Here is a 17,380-nt window from a genome sequence, read left to right as displayed (position 1 = left end):
GCCGCGCGTGCCGCGCGACTCCTCCGAGGTATTTCGGGCCAGATGAACAAGGGATCCCAGCTTCATCTGGCTAAAAATACCTCCGCCGGAGGCATCGTGCGTCAGCGCGATTTAGCTTTGCATCGCGGCCTGCGCGCAGAAACACGAGGCTGCGACCGCCCGATCAGCCCGAGCCAAGGCAAGGTCCAACCGTTGTCTGATCTGTTGCATTTCGACCGTTTCGTTCCGCGCATTGAGGCAATCGTGTAGGCCCTTGAGGCTCCAGACGTTGTCCGGGTGGATCGACGCGCGGCTGAGTGTGCCGCCAAGGCCAATGTCTTCGCGATAGACGGCCTCGGCTTCGATCACGTGGCCTTGTTCGAACAAAAGAGCGCCAAGCGCATGACGGGTGGGCTGCATCCAGCCCCACGGCTCGTCATAGGGCAGGTTGTCGTCCAATTCGACAGAGCGGCGCAGGTGGGCATAGGCCGCGTCGTAGTTTTCCTTTCGGTATTCGATCTCACCCCGCAGCATTTCTCGGGCGATCTCCAGCAGGTCTACAACACGGTTGTTGTGCATCAGACGAGTTTCGGGGACGCGGGATTTGGCTGATAGAAAGAGTTGTTCTTCGGTTTCGGCCTCGGCCACGTCTCTGGTCGCGGCATAGGCAATCGCGCGGGCGTAATGCGTGGTCGCGGTCAAAGTGCGATATAAGTCGGGGTCCGAGGGCAGCTCCAGCGCCTTGGCCTCATCCCATCGACCAAAGCGGATCAGGATATGGGGACCCATGGACATATAGCTTTCGAAGTAGTCGGCCATTGGCGGGCTTTCGATGCGCAGCATGTCTTCGGGTGTGGTGTCCCACAGGCCCTGATTGGCGCGCAGGGCAGGTTCCATCTGCCCCAGAAACAGCGCGCCGTAGATGACGAAGTGGTAGTCGTGCTGACGGTAGCCTGTGTAGATATTGAACGCGCCTTCGCGTTCATAATACTTTAAGTCGGCCTCGATGGCCTTTTCGTTCCAATGAACCACATTGTGATAGTGGCCGCATAGTACGTCTATATGGGTGGGCATATGCACCAGATGGCCCGCATCGGGGACCAGGGTGCGCAGGACATCGCCCGCTTTCAGGGCTTTTTCGGGGGTCGGAGACATCTCCATAAGATGCACATAGAGATGCAGAAGCCCGGGATGGGACATGGCGGCGGGATCATTGGCCATGGCGTCTTCTAACGCCTTTTGCGCTTCGATCGTGGCGGCACCTTTGGCGGGATGGCCGGTTTTCAAGTCCCACATTTGCCAGGGGGTCAGGTTCAGAAGCGCCTCGACATAGATCGTTCGCAGGTCCAGATGATCGGGCTGTGCGGCAAAAGCGTGGCGCATAGCGTCGGCGAAGTTGTGGTCCCAGACATGCATGTCGGGGATCGGATTGCGCCGAGGATATCGCGCGGGCAGGGCGTGGATCAGGGCTTGCTCGACTGGTGACCCACTGTCTGCCAAAGCAACCGCCTGCTGGGTCGCGTCATAGGCCAGCGCCAGCGCCTTTTTCTGCCCTCGATCATCGCGCAAATCCCAGGGCAGGTTGTAATTTGGCCCTGCCGCATAAGCGATCCCCCAATAAGCCATCGCACAGTCGGGGTCGGCATCGGCGGCCTTTTGAAAGCAAACGACCGCTTCGTCATGGTTATAGCCGTAGGTCCAGTTTAATCCTCGGTCGAACCACAGCTGTGCCTCGGGTGAGGTGGTGGTGACCGGGCAGGAATATGTGCCCAAATCGTAATATTCGCTCATCGGAGTCTCCCCTCGGGTTGGGAGAAGCCTAGCGCGATTTCAAAGTCTTGCACAGATCAGGCAGGCAGTCGGTTTTCGATCCGCCCCATATGCAACATCAGGACGAAACCCAGTGTGCTCATGGTCAGAATGCCAGCGCCCAGCGGCAGAATTGACCCATCGAACAGCAACCCGATCGAACCGGCAATGACGGCAGCCAGAACAGTTGAGACCGCGCCGATGACCGAGGCCGCCATGCCAGCGATGTGGCCCATCGGCTCCATCGCGATGGCGTTGAGGTTACCCATAGTCATTCCGGCCATGAAAAACACCGCCGTTTGCCAACTGACGAACAGCGCGAAGGAGAGGTTGGCCGACAGGTCGAATGAATTCAGCAGCAGTACAGATGAAGTAAAAAGGATCTGACCGCCCAATACCCAGGTCACAATGCGCCGCATTCCCAACCGTACCACCAGCGCCGCATTCAACAGGCTGGCCGAGCCGGACATCAGCGCGACGAAGCCAAACCAAAACGGGAAGCTATGGGCGCTGTCGTGGATCTCGCCATAGACCTGCTGAACCATTGTCAGCATCGTGAACAGCATTCCAAGGCACAGGGTCTGAACCAAAATCGACACACGGACCGAGGTATGGGCAAACATCTGACGCGCCGCATCCAGCATCAGCGGAAAGCGCAGGGGGCGGCGGTTCTCGGGTGTCAGAGACTCGGAAAGGCGTAGGCCCATCCAGACGATGGTGATTAGCGAAAACAGCATGAAACATACGAAAATGCCGCGCCATCCCGTCAAAGCGATGACACCAGCGCCCATCATCGGAGCAATTGCAGGGACCAGAGTAAAGATCATCATAGCGATAGAGACGATGCGCGCCATTTCACGCCCGGAATAGAGGTCGCGGATGATGGCCATCGCAACCACGCGCGGGGCAGAACAGCCCATTCCCTGAAAAATGCGGGCGATGAGTAACATCTCAAGCGATGAGCTGGCCCAAGCTACCGCCGCAGACACAATGTAAAGCGCCGAGCCCACATAGATTACAGGTTTGCGGCCAAACGCGTCTGACAACGGGCCAGTGAAGAATGTGCCGATCCCCATCCCCAACACAAACGAGGTCAGGATCAGTTGCGCCTTGTTGATGTCATCAGGGCTGAACTGCGCGCCGATATCAGGCAATGCAGGCAGGATCGAGTCGATGGAAAAGGCGATCGTCGCAAACATCATTGCGACAAGCGCGACAAACTCTCCGCGTGACATACGATGCGCCATTGGGCCCTCCTGACCTGTTCGCGCTATCACGCACGGTCAGGGGGCGCCAGCCATGTCGATGCACAGGGGGCTGTGCTAATTTGCAGAGGAAGCCTCAAGTTGAGACATGATGTCAGCGATTACACGTTCCCACATCTCGGGCGGTTGCGCACCGGGAACCGCATGCTGGTTGGCCACGATAAAGGTGGGGACCGAGTTCACTCCCATCTGGCGTGAGTGGCTGTCGCGGTTGCTGATATCTTCCCGGTCCGCGTCTGACTTCAGCAGTTTCAGAACGACAGCGGCGTCCATGCCGATTGTATCTGCGATATCGGCCAGAACCTCGTGGTCGCCAATGTCACGGGTCTGTACGAAATAGGCATCAAACAGGGCATCCACGGCCTGAGTCTGTTTGCCTTCGATCCCGGCCCAGTGAATTAGGCGATGTGCGTCCAGCGTGTTGGGGGTGCGCTTCATCCCTTCAAAGTCGATTTTCAGACCTGCGTTTTCGGCGTGTTCCACCACCGGCGCATAAGCGCGCACCGCGCCCTCTTTGCCACCGAACTTGCGTTCGAGGTACTCGCGGCGGTCCATACCGGCATCGGGCATGTCGGGGTTCAGTTGGAAAGGGTGCCATTCGATAACGAACGGATGGTCAGGGATCGCAGCCAATGCCTTGTCCAGGTGGGTCTTGCCGATGTAACACCACGGGCAGATCGGATCGGACATGATATCAAGCTTGACGGTCTGGGTCATGGTTGGCTCGCCTTGAAATAGGCCGGAAGCGCCCGGCGCAGGAGTTTTCCGTTGCCGCCAGTCGGAAGCTCGGGCAGATGGATGAAGGCGCGAGGTTGTTTGTACCGCGCCAGGTTGGCCTCCACATAGGTGCGCAGGACCGTCTCGTCCAGCTTTTCCGGCCCGGTGTAGAACGCTGCTATCAGGAACGTGTCCTGTTTGACTTCGACTGCGGCAGCGCCGACCTGTGTGATGCCGGGAAGTTGGGACAACACGGCCTCAACCTCGACAGGTGACACGCGATAGCCGCCCGCGTTCATCATGTCGTCATCGCGCCCGAGATAGGTGATCTGGCCGTCTATGGCCATGGCGCCCTGATCGCCGGTCAGAAACCAGTCACCCTGCATCCGGGCCTGTGCCTCGTCCGGGGCGTTCAGATAGGTCAGCATCAAACCCGGATCATCGCGGTGAATGGCGATGGTGCCTTCCTGACCCTGCGGGACCGGACCATCCGGGCCCAGGATCGCCACGCGGCGACCGGGTTGCGGTTGTCCCAGCGCCTCACCCCGTGCCGGATGGTCGGGGCTGGACGAGATGAAGGTCGAGCATTCAGACATTCCGTAGGCTTCGAACAGCTCAGTCCCTGTGGCGCGCAGCCAATGCTGGTGCAAAATTGGCGACAGCTTTTCGCCTGCGCATAAGCCGTGGCGCAGTTCGGGCAAATGCAAAGTACCAGTCGATGCGACAATCTTGCGGAATACGCCCGGCGCGGCTGCAAAGATCGAGACCCTGTGGTCGCGTATCACATTTGGCAGTGCGGTAAGCTCGGTGCCGGGGTCGGGGATCAAAGCGGTCGCTCCGATGGTCCAGGGGTCCATTAGCCCCGTGCCCAAGGTGTAGGTCCAGTTAAATGCACCCGCATGACAAAGTCGGTCATCCTCGCGCAGCCCATACCAGCCATCGACCATCATTTGTCGCGCCCAGATCGCACGTTGTGCATGCGCCACGGCACGCGGTTTGCCGGAAGTACCAGACGTGTAGACCACATAGGCCATACGCTCGGGGTCACCCATCTGGAACGCGGCGGGCGGTAGGTTCCGCATCACGGCAAGGTCTGGCAGGGTGATCTGCATCGGGTGATCCGTGCATGCGACCGAGGGGTCTCGGAGCACAGCGGTGGGGTTCAGATCTTGAATGATCTTCGCCGTCTCGGGCGCAGTCAGCTGCGACGAAGTTGGAACGGGTACAATCCCAACTGCGATTGCTCCAAGATAGGCGATGGGGAAATCAACAGTATTCCCAAGGCGCATCAACGCGATATCGCCGGGATGCAACCCGGCCTGAAGCAGCCCGGCCCCTGTTCCCAGAATAGCCTGTTTGAGCGCGGCATAGGTCCAGTCCTGAGGATCATCTCCGCCGATGACGGACAAGGCCGTCTTTTCCGCCAGACGATCTGCATGACGCAACACATGGGCCGCCAGATTGAAGGGCGCGGGACAGGGCGGGGGAGGGCCTTGATCAAACACAGACAGCATGGGCCTTGGCTAACGTGACGACTGCCGCGTTGCAAGCGGGACAGCCTGCCCCTATAGAATGACGCATGAGCAAAGAAGACCAGACATCGCTGATCCGCATCGCGCGCGAAACCGGAGAACACACGGAACTAGAGCCGCTGGACCTGGGTGCCCGTGTGCGTGAATTACGTAAGGCGCGCAGCTGGACGCTGGAACAGGCGGCCACGCAGGCGGGGCTGGCGCGATCGACGCTTAGCAAGATCGAGAACGGGCAAATGTCCCCTACCTATGACGCTCTGAAAAAACTGGCTGTCGGGTTGGAGATTTCAGTGCCTCAGCTGTTCACGCCTCCGCAGCGCGAACAGGTGATCGGGCGGATGTCAGTCACGCGGATGGGCGAGGGCGCGGCACACCCGACCACGACCTATGAGCATGAGTTGCTGGCCGAAACGCTGACAAAGAAGCAGATGCTCCCTTACCGCGCCCGCGTTCGTGCCCGGTCAATGGATGAATTCGACGGCTGGGTGCGGCATGATGGTGAAGAATTTCTGTATGTGCTGACTGGGGTCGTGCGGCTGTATACGGAATTCTATGAACCGGTCGAAATGCGCCGTGGCGACAGCGCTTATTACGACGGCAGCATGGGGCACAACGTCGTATCTGTCAGTGATGAGGACGCGATGATCCTTTGGGTGACGTCACTTGCCTAGCCCGCGGCTGAACTCGCGGTTCAGTCCTTCGGTGAACAGGAAGTCTTCCAGCTCTTCCCGAGCTTCATTTACGGTCAGGTGGTGGCGCTTGGCCAGATAGGCTTCAAATCCCTTGCGATCTTTGCTGAGTTGCGTCTTGTCCTGTTCGCGCAGGTTCGGAAAACGCCGTTTTGCCCGCGCGTACATCGCATCCCAGTCTTGCGTCAGGTCAGTCCAGTTCAACATCTGTTCGCATCCCGTTTTTCAGGTTCCATCGCTGCCCGGCCTTCCAATAGGTTACGAAGGGGGGGCTGCGCGGGTCGCATGACAAAATGTCGCACCCTTAGGGTGCTTTGGGCGCAATACAAAAAAGCCCGTTGCAGGCAAACCGCAACGGGCCGACGGACCGGTGTTTGGAGTGAGTGGAGGCTGGTCCGTGATTGTTGTGCGCCGCGCGGCAGGTGGAACGTTATGGTATTAAAAACAAATGAATATTATGGCCGCGCGAAGCGTATCTCTGTCAAAAGGCTACAACGCAAAGATGTATTTCGTAAAGGTATTTCTGCGATTGTCGTAAATATGATGAAAACCAAAGGCATACGCAGCTTTTGGTGGCTGGCAGTCTGCAACACACACCATGTAGGGAATGTTGCAGTTTGTGCTGATTTCCGCCGAGGGCCTTTTCTGACCTTCAGGTGCCAGAGTTGAAAGCCGCTAGGGCTCGTACCACCAAACCTGAGGCATGTACTCCGGCCCGTCGCCGTAGATTGGCAGGACCTCTGGCTGCTTCAACTCTTTGGCATGCGCAATACGCCCGACATCGAAGTTCCAAATTGGAATGACATAACGGCCAGCGGTCAGAACCCGATCCAACGCCCGTGTGGCGGCTACGAAGTCCTCGCGACTTTCTGATGCCAGCATAGCGTCTATCAACCCGTCGACAGCAGGTGACGCCACCCCCATCAGGTTGCGTGTTCCTTGCGAGTCGGCATTGTCACTACCCCAGTACAAGCGTTGTTCATTGCCGGGCGACAACGACAGCGCTCGGCGGAAGAAGGTCATGTCGAAATCCAGATCGCCAGTTCGTCCAGTGAACTGAGCGCTGTCGACTTGTTCGATGTTGACCTGAACCCCAAGGCGTTCCAGTGCGCGGGAATAGATTTCGATTGCGGTCTCACCCTCGCTGTCGCCTTGTTGCAAGAGGACGTTAAGTGTGAATGGCTTACCTTCCGCGTTGCGCAGCATTCCATTTTGAATGGTCCACCCAGCTTCGGCAAGCAATTGGGATGCTTTGCGGATATTGGCCCTGTTGCGCGCGGATCCGTCGCCTTCGGGAAGGGAATACCCTTCAAGGGTGCCTGGCAGCAAATCCTCCTCGAATTGCAGCAAAAGCTCCTCAACCCGCCCCGTCGCCGCGCCGGGTTGCATGGCCAATTCCGAGCCTGAGAAATATGAAGTGATCCTTGGTTGGGCGCCGCCAGTGATTGTGTCGTTGATGAACTCGAAGTTGAACGCCAGCATCAATGCCTCGCGTACACGCCAATCGTCAAACGGCGCCTTGCGTGTATTTATCACAAACCCTGTCATTCCTGAGGGCTTGCCGTGGGGGATCTCGGTCTTGATGACATCTCCACGCTGAATTGCTGGGAATGTATATTGCGTGTCCCACTTGTCCGCGTTGAACTCGCGAACGGCCGTCAGTTCTCCGGCCTTGAAGGCTTCGAACAGGACGGTCCCGTCGCCATAGAACTCAATCCGTATTTCATCCAAGTTCATCGTGCCGCGGCGGAAGGGAATATCTGCCCCCCAGTAATCTGGATTGCGACGCAGGTTCACGTAGCGGCCAGCCTCATAGCTGTCGACCAAATACGGTCCGGTACCTAGGGGAATGTCTTGCAACGGGGCATTCGCGAAATCCTTTCCCTCCCACTGCGCTTTTTGAAGGATAGGTCTCAGACCGGCGATCAGGGCCAATTCGCGATCGGGTTCATTGAAGGTGATCCTGACAGAGCGGGGGCCGGTCTGTTCGATACTGTCTATTTTGCCCCACAAGCCGCGATAGCGCAGATGACCTTCAGTTCCCAATATCTCATACGACCAGATGACATCGTCTATCGTGACCGATGTTCCATCCGAGAAGCGAGCGTCTTCGCGCAGCGTAAATTCGACCCAAGAGCGGTCCGGCGCAGTGTCGACTGATTCGGCTAACAACCCGTAAAGAGTGAAAGGTTCGTCCCAAGAACGTCCCATCAGGCTTTCATGGGTCCAAAATCGCAATTGCCAAGGGGAGGTCCCTTTTTGCACAAACGGGTTCAAACTGTTATAGCCGCCGGTATTCCCGAAAACGACTTTGCCGCCTTTGGGCGCGTCTGGATTTGCATAGGGCAAAGACACAAAATCCGGTGGTAGTGCCGGGTCGCCGTACATAGCTATGCCATGGGCCGATTCTGCATTGCCTGACGCAGCGGCAAAAACAATGGTGATTCCCGTGATCACAAGGCGAACGGGACGAAGAAAATCGGGGCTCATTTTGGAAACAATCCTGCTCTGGCCTTATTTTGTTGGGATTCATCGTACCGATGATTTTTCTTATTATCAAACTTTTAGCTTGGACGAAGGCGTGGAATTGCTTATAAAGGGTGCACTGCTCGATAGGTTTCTTGCCTGTATGAAACCTGCCTCAATAACTTAACGCCCGCTTCGTGCGGGCGTTTTTTTTGGGCGGTATGCATGTCTGAAACTAAGCTTCGATGTTTCCCGTTCCCTTTGCAGGTGCAGCATGGCACTGTGCGCCCAAAGTGATTTGCAAGGGAGAGGCGGCATGAGCCTGACGGGAAAAACGGCGATTATCACGGGGTCGAATTCTGGTATCGGACTTGGCATCGCGCGCGAGCTGGCCAAGGCCGGGGCGAATGTGGTCTTGAACTCGTTCACCGACAGGGATGAAGACCATGCCCTAGCCGAAGAGATTTCAAAAGAGACCGGTACAAAGGCGCGCTACATTCAAGCTGATATGTCCAAAGGTGATGAGTGCCGCGCCCTGATCGAGCATGCCGGGGCCTGCGATATTCTGGTCAACAATGCCGGTATTCAGCACGTCGCGCCGATTGATCAGTTCCCGGTCGACAAGTGGGACGCAATCATCGCGATCAATATGAACTCGGCCTTTCATACAACTGCTGCGGCGCTGCCGATGATGCGGCAGGCCGGGTGGGGGCGTGTGGTCAATATCGCCTCGGCTCATGGCCTGACGGCCTCGCCTTTCAAAGCGGCCTATGTGGCGGCCAAGCATGGGGTTGTGGGTATGACCAAGACGGTTGCCTTGGAGACGGCGCAGGAGCCGATCACCTGCAACGCTGTCTGTCCGGGCTATGTGCTGACGCCTCTGGTCGAGGCGCAAATCCCTGATACGATGAAGGAATACAACATGAGCCGAGAGGACGTCATCAAAAACGTCATGTTGCAGCGCCAGCCATCCAAAGAGTTTGCGACGGTCGAACAGCTTGGCGGAACGGTGCAATTCCTATGCTCGGACGCGGCGGCGCAGATCACGGGGACGACGATTTCTGTGGATGGCGGCTGGACCGCGCTCTGAGTCAGGAGTTTTTCGGTGAAACGCATCAATCTGGCTTTGCAAGGCGGTGGCGCGCACGGGGCGTTTACCTGGGGCGTGTTGGATCGGATTCTGGATGAAGAGGATATCGAGGTTGCGGCGATCACCGGAACCTCGGCCGGGGCGCTGAACGGGGCGGCGTTCAAGTCTGGCATGGTGCGTGATGGGCGCGACGGGGCGCGTGCCAACCTGAACGGACTATGGGAGCGGATGGGCGCTGTGGGCGACATGCGGTTGGCCAACTGGATGCAAGCGATTGAACCCGCTCAGGTCGCGCAGGCGATGGAATATTCGCTGCCCTTTTCCGTGGGCGATGCGTGGTCGCGGCTGGTTTCGCCCTATGCCTACGGCCCGTTCTACCGCAATCCGCTGGAGCCGGTGGTCGACCGATTCAATTTCGATCAGGTCTGTGCGGATGAAGGCCCGCGCCTGCACGTTTGCGCGACCTGCGTGCGCAGCGGCAAGATTCGTGTTTTTACGGGGGATGAGATTTCAACCGACGCGATTTTGGCCTCGGCCTGTTTGCCGACGCTGTTTCAGGCGGTTGAAATCTTTGATCCCAAATCAGGCCGGACCGAAGCCTATTGGGATGGGGGATACACCGGCAACCCGGCGCTGTATCCTTTGTTCAATAAAGACCTGCCAGATGACGTAGTGATCGTGAATATCAACCCGCTGGAGCGCGACGAGGTGCCCAAGACCCCACAGCAAATCCAGAACCGGGTCAATGAGATCAGCTTCAACTCATCCCTTTTCCGAGAGCTGCGCGCGATCAGTTTCGTGCAGCGCCTGCTGGCCGAGGGCAAGCTGCAGGCGGGTGAGATGAGCCGCGTGTTGGTGCATATGATTGCCGATGACGATTTGATGAACGATCTGTCGGTGGCGACCAAGACGGTGCCGAACCCGGTGATCCTGCACAAATTGAAAGAGGCCGGGCGCAGGGCAGCTGATCGTTTTCTGACCGATCACAAGGGTGATCTGGGTCAGAAAAGTACTGTAAACCTGCCCGAAATGTTTAGCTGATCACTCTGGCGGCTGGGTCGGGTCTTTATCATTCGGATAAACCAGCCCGGCCGAGATCACCAGTTTGGCAGCGTCCTCGATTGACATGTCCAACAGGATCACATCCTCTTCGGGGAAGAACAGCAAAAAGCCCGAGGTCGGGTTAGGCGTGGTTGGGACAAAAATGCTCAGCAAGTTGCCGCCGGTCTCGGCCCGGTCGTTGACCTCGCCCCGGGCCGTGGTCGAGACGAAGCCAATCGCCCAGATGCCCCGGCGGGGATATTGGATCAGGCAGGCTTTCTCGAACGAGCGTTCAGTCTGGGCAAAGACCGTCTCTGAAATCTGCTTGATCCCTGAATAGACCGAGCGCACCACAGGCATCCGGTTCACAAGGCTTTCGGCGAAATGGATCAGCGAGCGGCCCAGAATGCCTTTGGCGATCCAGCCGACCAGAACCGTGAAGATCAGGAAGATCACCACGCCCACGCCGCGCAGGTTGACCCCCACATATTCGGATGGCTGGAATTTCTGCGGGATCAGCGGCAGGACCGCGCTGTCGATCCAGCCCACGACGGACCAGATCAGCCAGATGGTCAGCCAAACCGGCGCAATGACAACGATGCCCGTCAAGAATGACGCGCGCAGCCGGGAAAACAGGCCCGGTCGGCGGTGAGGTTCTTCGTCAAAGGGCGTGTTCATTGCGGTCCTGAGTGATTTGCCGATTTAGTTAAGCAGTCCGGGGCCTTGGTACAATAGCTTTGCTCACTCGGACAGGGCGCGTGCGATTCCAGCGGCCAATTTTGCGTTATTTCTGACCAATGCGATGTTTGCGGTCAGCGAACGCCCCTCGGTCTGTTCGTAGATGCGCTGCAACAGGTAAGGGGTGACGCCTTTGCCTGTGATCCGATGCGCGTCGGCGTCTGCTTGGGCCGAGGCGATGATTGGGGCCAATTCCTCGGCCGGGATTTGATCTGCGTTGGGGATCGGGTTGGCCACAAGTTGCCCACCGGGAAGCCCGAGGGCGCGGCGGGTGGCGTGGGCCTTGGCGATAGCTTCGGCTGTGTCCATGCGCAATGGTGCCGCATACGGGGATTTGGCGGACCAGAAGGCAGGGAATTCGTCCTGTCCATGCGAGATGACCGGAACGCCCAGCGTTTCAAGAACCTCAAGCGTTTTGGCCAGATCGAGTATGGCTTTTGCACCGGCGGCCACAACAGTCACAGGGGTTTGAGCCAACTCATGCAGGTCCGCTGAAATATCGAATGAGGTTTCGGCCCCTTGATGCACGCCGCCGATCCCGCCGGTGGCAAAGACCTGAATTCCAGCGTAATGCGCAGCGATCATTGTCGCGGCGACGGTGGTGGCTCCGGTCCCGCCGGTCGAGATGCAGGCCGCCATGTCCGCGCGCGAGATTTTGGCGACACTTTGCGCCTGACCAAGCGCTTTGAGCTGATCCGCTTCCAGCCCGACGTTCAGCACGCCGTCGATGACTGCAATCGTTGCCGGAACCGCACCTGCGTCGCGGATATCCTGTTCCACCTGTGCCGCGACCTCGATGTTCTGAGGGTAGGGCATCCCGTGGGTTATGATGGTGCTTTCCAGCGCAACGATGGGCTGGCCTGCGTCTTTGGCGGCGCGGACCTCGGCCGAGTAGTGGATGTCGATCACAGTGGGGTTTCTCCAGAAACGTAAGTGGCGGCGGCGTGCAAGGCACGGGTCAGGGCAGCGTCGGGGGCGGCCCCTGCGGCCTCGGACGCGATATGCGCCGCCATGAAAGTGTCACCCGCGCCGGTCACGCGTGTCACCAGAACGGACGGGGGTGTTTGGGTCAGAATCTCGTCTGCGGTGCCCACGGTGGCCGAGTTGCCGCCATCCGTGACCAGCACCCGCAGCGCGCCGCGATCCAGCAGACCTTTGGCAGCGGATTCGGAATCGGTGAACTCACGCTGACACAGGAGCCCTGCCTCTTCGAGGTTCACGTAGAGCGTCGCGCGGGCGTGTTTGAGGAAGGGCAACAGGCGCTCGGCCTTACCGGGTGAGGCAGGGGCAACGCGCAGATCGGCTTTTGCGAAGGCCGGGCTTTGGGCGATTTCTTCCAGCAAAGTTAGCGTCAGGTTGCCATCCAATGCGATGGGGCCTTCGAACGGTGTGTTCTCGTAGCCCAACGGTCCGTGCATCAGCGGGCGCAGGATTTTGGCCCCTGCGGCCTCTAACGAATGGGCATCCGCAATGGCGGCGATCAGCCCGTTGGCCCCTTCGACCGCCATATAGCGGTCGGTCGGCAAATCCTGCGAGCGGTAGACGTGATCCGTGACCATGCCCAGCCGCGCGCAGGCATTGACCAGTTCGTCGCCTTCAGGATCGCGGCCAATGGCAGTGAGCAGGGTGGGTGTCATACCGAACCGCACCAGCGTCATGGCGATATTCATGGCCACGCCGCCGGGCAGGCGGGTGATCCGCCCCGGCACGTCTGACCCCTGCCGCATGGCGCTGGCAGATCGCCCGATCACGTCCCAAAGGACCGAACCGATACACAGGATTTCGCTAGTCTGAGTCATGCCGGTGTCATGCCGCAGCGTCACGGCGGGTGCAAGGGTTAACGCTCACATCGCGTCGGTCAGGGCTTTCAGCGCGGCAACCGGATCGTCCTGCGACCAGATCTCATCGCCGATGCCGAAGAAATCGGTATGCGGCGACAGCGCGCGGATCAGGTCTGGGGTTAGGCCGCCTTCGGCCACAACCGGCACTTCGATCATCTCGGACCACCACTGGAACAGGTCTTTTTCTGCGATTGTGCCATCGCCCAAGGCCGATGCGCCAACCGGGCCAAATGCGACGTAATCCGCGCCGTTCTCGCCCGCGGTCATACCATCATGGCTGGAGGCTGCGCAAAAGCTGCCGACGATGGCATCCGCGCCCAGTTCTTTACGTGCTGCCCGGACGGATCGCGCACCGTCATCCAGATGCACCCCGTCCAGCCCCAGCCGCTGCGCCAGCAGCACGTGGTTCGAGATCACGATCGCCACATCCCGCGCATGGGCGACCTCGCGGCAGGCATCGGCGGCGCGGGCGATAGTGTCTTCGTCGCTACCCGCCAAGGCGAGGCGGATACAGGCGATGTCAGAACTGTCCAGCACGCGGCCCAACTGCTCGGGGAAGGTGCTCAGGGTGATCGTGGGCGGGGTGATCAGGTAAATCTGCGGCTGCTCGGGGGTGTCCATTGGCGCGTCCTTCGCTTTCAGTCTTTGGCGCGGTTTAGCGGATTGGGCCGGGGAAGCAAACTTTTATGCCGGATATTGGCGCATTTGGCCTCCCGGACGGCTTGCCCTGCGCTAATGTGCCGATTACAGCAGGCGGAACTTTCGGAGACAGCCATGCCCAGCGACAAATCCCAGCCTTCCTTTGTGCTCGTGCGTCCTCAGATGGGGGAAAACATAGGCGCCGCCGCACGGGCGATGTGGAATTTCGGGTTGGATAGGATGCGGATTGTTGCGCCACGTGATGGCTGGCCGAACCCCAAGGCTGTGGCGATGTCCAGCGGGGCGGGGCGGTTGTTGGATGAGGCGCAGCTGTTTGATGATCTGGCCGGGGCTTTGGCCGACAGCACCTTTGTGTTCGCTACCACGGCGCGTCAGCGCGGGTTGACCAAGCCGGTCTACAGTCCCGAGCGGGCCATGCAGATCGCCGCCGAAAAGGTCGCAGCGGGTGAAAAAGTCGCCGTGCTATTTGGCCCCGAGCGCGCGGGGCTTGAGAATGAGGATATCGCCAAGGCAAACGCCATCATCTCGGTCCCGGTGAACCCCGAATATGCCTCGCTTAACCTCGGGCAATGTGTGCTGCTGACCGCCTATGAGTGGATGCGCCAAAGCGCCGATGTGGTGCATGAGGCCACTGATTTGGGCAAGGGCGATTGGGCGACAGGGATCGAGGTTGAAAAGCTGGTTGAACACTACGAAGACCGGCTGGACGAGGCGGGGTTCTTTTACCCGCCCGAAAAGGCCGAAGGGATGAAGACCAACCTGCGCAACCTGTGGTCGCGTATGCGGATGACGCGGGCGGATGTGCAGATGCTGCACGGGATCATGCGGCAGATGGTCCGCTGGAAGGACAAGGGCTAAGGCTGGACCTATCTTCCGCTTCACCCTAGCGTGCGACGAAACAAGGACATGAGGACAGCATGAGCGGCAAGCGCAGCATCTTCGAAGAGGTCTCGGGCGACCAGAAACAAGAGGCGGTTCAGCCCGGTATGATCGACCGTGGCCGTGGCGGCGCGCGCAAGGCGATCCGGGCGTGGCTGATGATGCTGTTTGCGCTGGTCGTGGTGATGATCGCTGTGGGTGGCCTGACGCGCCTGACCGATAGCGGGTTGTCGATCACCGAGTGGCGTCCGATCACCGGGGCCGTCCCACCGATGTCCGAGGCCGACTGGCAATCCGAGTTCGACAAGTACAAGGAAATCGACCAGTGGCGCATCCAGAACCAGTGGATGGAGCTGGACGATTTCAAATTCATCTACTGGTGGGAATGGGGCCACCGCCAGTTGGGTCGCGTGATTGGTCTGGTCTGGGCAATCGGGTTCTTTGGCTTTTTGGCCGCGCGGAAAATCCCGACTGGCTGGACGGGCAAGCTGTTGATCCCCGGTGTTCTGGGCGGAGTTCAGGGTGCCGTCGGCTGGTGGATGGTCGCCTCGGGCGTGACGCAGGGCGAGGGTATGACTGCCGTCGCCAGCTATCGCCTGGCCACTCATCTGGGGCTGGCCTTTGTGATTCTTGGGTTCCTGGCGTGGTACATCTTAGAGCTGGGTCGCGAGGAGCGTGACCTGATGCAGGCGCGCCGCGCGAAAGAAGCGAAACTGTTCTCTCTCTCGACCGGCCTGATGCATTTCGCCTTCCTGCAAATTCTGATCGGTGCACTGGTCGCCGGGATCGATGCGGGGCGGTCCTACACCGACTGGCCGTTGATCGGCGGGCAGCTTTTGCCGCCCGATGCTTTGATGCTGGAGCCGATGTGGCGCAACTTTTTCGAAAGCCCCGGTCTGGTGCAGTTTATTCACCGCTGTGCGGGCTATCTGCTGCTGATCTTCGGCGTCATCGTCTGGCGGCGCGGCGGCACCAGCGCGCATCCGCAAACACGGTTTGCCTTCAACGCGGCCTTTGCAGCGCTGGCCCTGCAAGTGGTGATTGGGATTGTGACCGTGGTTTATGCCGCGCCGTGGCAGATCGCTATCTTCCATCAGTTCATGGCCGTGGTCGTCTGGACCCTGATCCTGCGCGCGCGTTTCCTGACCGCTTACCCAATCGCAACCTCGATCCGCGGAGCGTGACATGACCGCCTTTGACGACCTGATGGCCTTTCAACGGGAAACCTCGGCTTTGGGGCAGATTGCCGGGCGGCTGGGCTGGGATCAGGAAACCGTGATGCCGCGCGGGGCCGCCCCGCAACGGGCCGAGGAAATGGCCGCCATCGAAGCGGTCCTGCACGCGCGCCGATCCGACCCGCGCGTGGCTGAATGGCTGGATCAGGCCGACCCGCAAGATGAAGCTGGCAAGGCGCAGATCCGAGAAATCCGCCGATCCTATGAGCGCACGGTCAAAGTTCCCGCTGATTTGGCCAAGGCGATTGCGCGTGTCACATCCGCTGCGCAGGGCACGTGGGCGCAGGCCCGTGCGGACGAAGACGTGGCCACGTTCCTGCTCGTGCTGCATGAGGTCGTTGCCCTGAAACGTGAAGAGGGCGCGGCGCTAGCGCGAGGCGGTGATGTTTATGACGCCATGGTCGAAGATTATGAACCCTACACCACGGGCACTCAAATTGCCGAGATATTCGACCAGATGCGCCCGCGCCTGGTGGCCCTGCGCGCCGCTGTTCTGGATCGCCCCGCGCCGCAAGCCCTGACCGGCACTTTTGACGAACTGACCCAGATGCGCCTGTCGCAGAAACTGGCGACCACTTTTGGCTATGATCTGAACACGGGCCGCGTGGACAAGGCGGTGCATCCGTTCAGCTCGGGCAGTGGGTTGGATGTGCGCATCACAACCCGCACCAGCGAAACCGACCCGTTCAACTGCTTCTACTCGACTATTCATGAGGTCGGCCATGCCGCTTATGAGCAAGGCATCGACCAAGCTTATGCGCTGACCCCGCTGGGCAGTGGGGTGTCGATGGGTGTGCATGAAAGCCAAAGCCGGATTTATGAAAACCAGTTGGGCCGCTCCCGCGCCTTTACCGGCTGGCTATTCGATCAGATGACAGCGGCGTTTGGCGATTTCGGGATCAGCGACGCCGACGCATTCTATGCAACCGTCAATGGTGTCCATAACGGCTATATCCGGACCGAAGCCGATGAGGTGCAATATAACCTGCATATCATGCTGCGCTTTGATCTGGAACGCGCCTTGATGGCCGGAGACCTGCAGGTCAGCGATCTGGAAGCCGCGTGGAATGACCGTTTCAAGGCCGATTTTGGCTATGCGGTCGACAAGCCTTCGAACGGGTGTTTGCAGGATGTGCATTGGTCGGTGGGGCTGTTTGGCTATTTCCCGACCTATTCGCTGGGCAATGTCTATGCCGGGTGTCTGTATGAGGCTCTGCGCGCGTCGCTGCCCGATCTGGACGCGCAATTGGCGCAGGGCGACGCGTCCGCCGCGACCGGTTGGCTGCGCGAGAACCTGCAACGCCACGGTGGGCTGTATGCCCCACGCGAAACCATACAACGCGCCAGCGGGATCGAGCCCGAGGCCGGTCCTTTGCTGGACTATCTCGAAGCCAAATTCGGCCAGCTTTACGCGCTGTAATCCTCACGTTCTTGTGTTG

16 protein-coding genes are annotated in these 17,380 nt (G+C 59.4%); 6 read left to right on the top strand and 10 right to left on the bottom strand.

All coding sequences use genetic code 11. The features are described 5' to 3' along the window. Positions 1-111: 111 nt before the first annotated feature. From ACR0DX_RS00370 to ACR0DX_RS00355, 4 genes are all read right to left on the bottom strand, one after another. Positions 112-1,770: a tetratricopeptide repeat protein gene (locus tag ACR0DX_RS00370; protein ID WP_480844835.1), complete on the bottom strand. Its 1,659-nt coding sequence runs from the start codon at positions 1,768-1,770 to the stop codon at positions 112-114. 56 nt (positions 1,771-1,826) lie between these two features. Next, complete coding sequence (locus ACR0DX_RS00365; protein WP_170354331.1) at positions 1,827-3,035, bottom strand: multidrug effflux MFS transporter; 1,209 nt, start codon at positions 3,033-3,035, stop codon at positions 1,827-1,829. A 75-nt stretch (positions 3,036-3,110) separates the two neighbouring features. Beyond that, positions 3,111-3,770, bottom strand: coding sequence for a DsbA family oxidoreductase (locus ACR0DX_RS00360; RefSeq protein WP_170354330.1), 660 nt, complete (start codon positions 3,768-3,770; stop codon positions 3,111-3,113). Continuing rightward, complete coding sequence (locus ACR0DX_RS00355) at positions 3,767-5,284, bottom strand: class I adenylate-forming enzyme family protein (RefSeq protein ID WP_480844833.1); 1,518 nt, start codon at positions 5,282-5,284, stop codon at positions 3,767-3,769. The genes ACR0DX_RS00360 and ACR0DX_RS00355 overlap by 4 nt, the downstream gene beginning before the upstream one ends. 65 nt (positions 5,285-5,349) lie before the next feature. Between ACR0DX_RS00355 and ACR0DX_RS00350 the strand changes: the two genes are divergently transcribed. Next, positions 5,350-5,973, top strand: coding sequence for a helix-turn-helix domain-containing protein (locus ACR0DX_RS00350; protein WP_170354328.1), 624 nt, complete (start codon positions 5,350-5,352; stop codon positions 5,971-5,973). Here the strand turns inward: ACR0DX_RS00350 and ACR0DX_RS00345 are convergent. Next, complete coding sequence (locus tag ACR0DX_RS00345; protein ID WP_170354327.1) at positions 5,962-6,198, bottom strand: hypothetical protein; 237 nt, start codon at positions 6,196-6,198, stop codon at positions 5,962-5,964. The two genes, ACR0DX_RS00350 and ACR0DX_RS00345, sit on opposite strands and share 12 nt — an antisense overlap. 468 nt (positions 6,199-6,666) lie before the next feature. Then, entirely contained in the window at positions 6,667-8,481 is a 1,815-nt protein-coding gene (locus ACR0DX_RS00340) for an extracellular solute-binding protein (protein ID WP_170354326.1), read from the bottom strand. 292 nt (positions 8,482-8,773) lie between these two features. Here ACR0DX_RS00340 and ACR0DX_RS00335 point away from each other — a divergent pair, with 292 nt between their 5' ends. Together ACR0DX_RS00335 and ACR0DX_RS00330 are read left to right on the top strand one after the other, a co-directional pair. Beyond that, on the top strand, positions 8,774-9,547 hold the full coding sequence (locus ACR0DX_RS00335) for a 3-hydroxybutyrate dehydrogenase (protein WP_170354325.1): 774 nt from the start codon (positions 8,774-8,776) through the stop codon (positions 9,545-9,547). A gap of 15 nt (positions 9,548-9,562) precedes the next feature. Then, complete coding sequence (locus tag ACR0DX_RS00330; RefSeq protein ID WP_170354324.1) at positions 9,563-10,588, top strand: patatin-like phospholipase family protein; 1,026 nt, start codon at positions 9,563-9,565, stop codon at positions 10,586-10,588. On the opposite strand, the gene ACR0DX_RS00325 is transcribed toward ACR0DX_RS00330, so the two are convergent. From ACR0DX_RS00325 to ACR0DX_RS00310, 4 genes are all read right to left on the bottom strand, one after another. Next, the gene (locus ACR0DX_RS00325; protein ID WP_170354323.1) at positions 10,589-11,266 is read right to left on the bottom strand and encodes a DUF502 domain-containing protein; all 678 of its coding nucleotides are present in this window, start codon (positions 11,264-11,266) and stop codon (positions 10,589-10,591) included. 63 nt (positions 11,267-11,329) lie between these two features. Continuing rightward, entirely contained in the window at positions 11,330-12,235 is a 906-nt protein-coding gene (locus ACR0DX_RS00320; RefSeq protein ID WP_170354322.1) for a pseudouridine-5'-phosphate glycosidase, read from the bottom strand. Beyond that, positions 12,232-13,125 carry a PfkB family carbohydrate kinase gene (locus tag ACR0DX_RS00315; protein WP_170354321.1) on the bottom strand — a complete coding sequence of 298 codons (894 nt, stop codon included), beginning with the start codon at positions 13,123-13,125 and terminating at the stop codon, positions 12,232-12,234. The genes ACR0DX_RS00320 and ACR0DX_RS00315 overlap by 4 nt, the downstream gene beginning before the upstream one ends. 45 nt (positions 13,126-13,170) lie before the next feature. Further along, positions 13,171-13,788, bottom strand: coding sequence for a thiamine phosphate synthase (locus ACR0DX_RS00310; RefSeq protein ID WP_170354320.1), 618 nt, complete (start codon positions 13,786-13,788; stop codon positions 13,171-13,173). Positions 13,789-13,941: 153 nt separating this feature from the next. On the opposite strand from ACR0DX_RS00310, the gene ACR0DX_RS00305 reads away from it, so the two are divergent. The 3 genes from ACR0DX_RS00305 to ACR0DX_RS00295 are packed head-to-tail and all read left to right on the top strand — an operon-like array spanning position 13,942 to position 17,361. After that, the gene (locus ACR0DX_RS00305; protein ID WP_170354319.1) at positions 13,942-14,685 is read left to right on the top strand and encodes an RNA methyltransferase; all 744 of its coding nucleotides are present in this window, start codon (positions 13,942-13,944) and stop codon (positions 14,683-14,685) included. A gap of 59 nt (positions 14,686-14,744) precedes the next feature. After that, positions 14,745-15,890, top strand: coding sequence for a heme A synthase (gene ctaA / locus ACR0DX_RS00300; protein ID WP_480844827.1), 1,146 nt, complete (start codon positions 14,745-14,747; stop codon positions 15,888-15,890). 1 nt (position 15,891) lies between these two features. Then, entirely contained in the window at positions 15,892-17,361 is a 1,470-nt protein-coding gene (locus ACR0DX_RS00295; RefSeq protein ID WP_480844825.1) for a carboxypeptidase M32, read from the top strand. Positions 17,362-17,380: the final 19 nt, after the last annotated feature.

Source organism: Ruegeria sp. D3 (genome assembly GCF_056534465.1).
Note: the sequence above shows the minus strand (reverse complement) of the source record. Positions and strands in the feature narration are given on the sequence as shown.

Excerpts from the sequence above, each read along its gene's own strand:
- ACR0DX_RS00345 (WP_170354327.1), bottom strand. The coding sequence starts at position 6,198 with ATGTTGAACTGGACTGACCTGACGCAAGACTGGGATGCGATGTACGCG.
- ACR0DX_RS00355 (WP_480844833.1), bottom strand. The coding sequence starts at position 5,284 with ATGCTGTCTGTGTTTGATCAAGGCCCTCCCCCGCCCTGTCCCGCGCCC.
- ACR0DX_RS00340 (WP_170354326.1), bottom strand. The coding sequence starts at position 8,481 with ATGAGCCCCGATTTTCTTCGTCCCGTTCGCCTTGTGATCACGGGAATC.
- ACR0DX_RS00370 (WP_480844835.1), bottom strand. The coding sequence starts at position 1,770 with ATGAGCGAATATTACGATTTGGGCACATATTCCTGCCCGGTCACCACC.
- ACR0DX_RS00315 (WP_170354321.1), bottom strand. The coding sequence starts at position 13,125 with ATGACTCAGACTAGCGAAATCCTGTGTATCGGTTCGGTCCTTTGGGAC.
- ACR0DX_RS00350 (WP_170354328.1), top strand. The coding sequence starts at position 5,350 with ATGAGCAAAGAAGACCAGACATCGCTGATCCGCATCGCGCGCGAAACC.
- ACR0DX_RS00365 (WP_170354331.1), bottom strand. The coding sequence starts at position 3,035 with ATGGCGCATCGTATGTCACGCGGAGAGTTTGTCGCGCTTGTCGCAATG.
- ctaA (WP_480844827.1), top strand. The coding sequence starts at position 14,745 with ATGAGCGGCAAGCGCAGCATCTTCGAAGAGGTCTCGGGCGACCAGAAA.
- ACR0DX_RS00335 (WP_170354325.1), top strand. The coding sequence starts at position 8,774 with ATGAGCCTGACGGGAAAAACGGCGATTATCACGGGGTCGAATTCTGGT.
- ACR0DX_RS00295 (WP_480844825.1), top strand. The coding sequence starts at position 15,892 with ATGACCGCCTTTGACGACCTGATGGCCTTTCAACGGGAAACCTCGGCT.
- ACR0DX_RS00310 (WP_170354320.1), bottom strand. The coding sequence starts at position 13,788 with ATGGACACCCCCGAGCAGCCGCAGATTTACCTGATCACCCCGCCCACG.
- ACR0DX_RS00360 (WP_170354330.1), bottom strand. The coding sequence starts at position 3,770 with ATGACCCAGACCGTCAAGCTTGATATCATGTCCGATCCGATCTGCCCG.
- ACR0DX_RS00325 (WP_170354323.1), bottom strand. The coding sequence starts at position 11,266 with ATGAACACGCCCTTTGACGAAGAACCTCACCGCCGACCGGGCCTGTTT.
- ACR0DX_RS00305 (WP_170354319.1), top strand. The coding sequence starts at position 13,942 with ATGCCCAGCGACAAATCCCAGCCTTCCTTTGTGCTCGTGCGTCCTCAG.